Here is a 1218-nt window from a genome sequence, read left to right as displayed (position 1 = left end):
CATGGCCCCCAAGCTCGCGCATAACCCCCTCACTCCCTCCGCTCCCGGAAGCCGTCGTCGAGCAGCCCCAGCAGGCCGTCGCCCGGCCCGGCCTCGCGCAGCAGCTCCTCGACGCGCTCGCGCTGCCTGACCCTCGCCCCCGTGCGCGCCCTCGGGCTCGCGACGCGGGGCTGCGGGCCGAACGAGGCCTCGAGCTCGGCGCGGGGGACGTGCGGGGCGGCCGCGACGTCGGCGGCGAGCGCGGACGCCGGCGCGGGGCCCCTGTGGCAGTGCCTCCAGCTGAACTCGTCGCACACGCCCTGCAGCCTCGCCCGCGACAGCCCGTGGAAGGTGCCGAGGGCGTACGCCTTGGAGTTCGATATCACGTGGTGCACGAGCGCGAGCGAGGAGGCCGGGTCCGACGCGTCGAACGGGCGCTGGTCGAGCCCCGGCCAGCCGCGCAGGCCGGCGGTGACGCCCTGCCACATGTCGGCGCGGACGTGCGAGAGCACCCCCACGTGCTCCTCGGCGAAGCGCGAGTACGCCCCGCCCGCCGCGTCGGGGACGACCCTGAGGGCGCACGTCCCGGGGCCGCCCCGGCCGCCGCGCGACACCGCGCAGATCATCGGCTGCCTGGTGGTCCCCCCGCCCACGGTCCCTGCGGCCGCGGCCCCCACGAAGAAGTCGTCCACCTCGACCTCACCCGAGACCCGGCCGAAGGCGCCCCAATCCGGCGGACATCGCGCCGCGCAGCCTCAGGACCACGTATCGCGCGGTGGTCTCGCTCGTGCCCAGGGCGCGGGCCAGCTCGGCGGCCGAGACGCCCCTCTTCGAGCCGGCGACGAGCCGGAACGCCAGGAACCACTTCGGCAGCGGCAGCCTCGAGCCCTGCATCGGGGTCCCGGAGGTCACCGAGAACTGGAGCCTGCAGCGGGTGCACTGCCGCTTCCTCGGCCTGCCCGCTACGGGGCTGCACCTGCGGTTGCCGCACCTCGGGCAGACCCAGCCGCCCGGGAAGCGCAGCCGCATCAGCCCCTCCTCGCACGACGCCTCGTCCCCGTACCTCGCGACCCAGGACAGGAGGTCCCCGTCGCCGCCGTCCGCCGCCGCCACCATCCGCGCGCTCATGCTCGTCATGCCGCCCAGCCCCTCTCGACGCCCTCGCCCTGCGGCACCGATTGTGCGACGGGGGCGCGACACAAATTAGCTGCCCTTATGCGCGAGCTTGGGAGCCATGTT

The 1218-nt window shown here is 75.2% G+C and carries 2 protein-coding genes; both read right to left on the bottom strand.

The genetic code is table 11. The features are described from left to right. Positions 1–29: 29 nt before the first annotated feature. Entirely contained in the window at positions 30–671 is a 642-nt protein-coding gene (locus HMPREF1316_RS13285; RefSeq protein ID WP_051332969.1) for a transposase, read from the bottom strand. A 7-nt stretch (positions 672–678) separates the two neighbouring features. Then, complete coding sequence (locus HMPREF1316_RS07790; RefSeq protein ID WP_051332968.1) at positions 679–1116, bottom strand: transposase; 438 nt, start codon at positions 1114–1116, stop codon at positions 679–681. Positions 1117–1218 lie beyond the last annotated feature (102 nt).

It is taken from the genome of Olsenella profusa F0195, assembly GCF_000468755.1.
GTDB classification, from domain to species: Bacteria; Actinomycetota; Coriobacteriia; order Coriobacteriales; family Atopobiaceae; genus Olsenella_F; species Olsenella_F profusa.
This window is presented reverse-complemented; position numbering and strand designations above follow the sequence as displayed.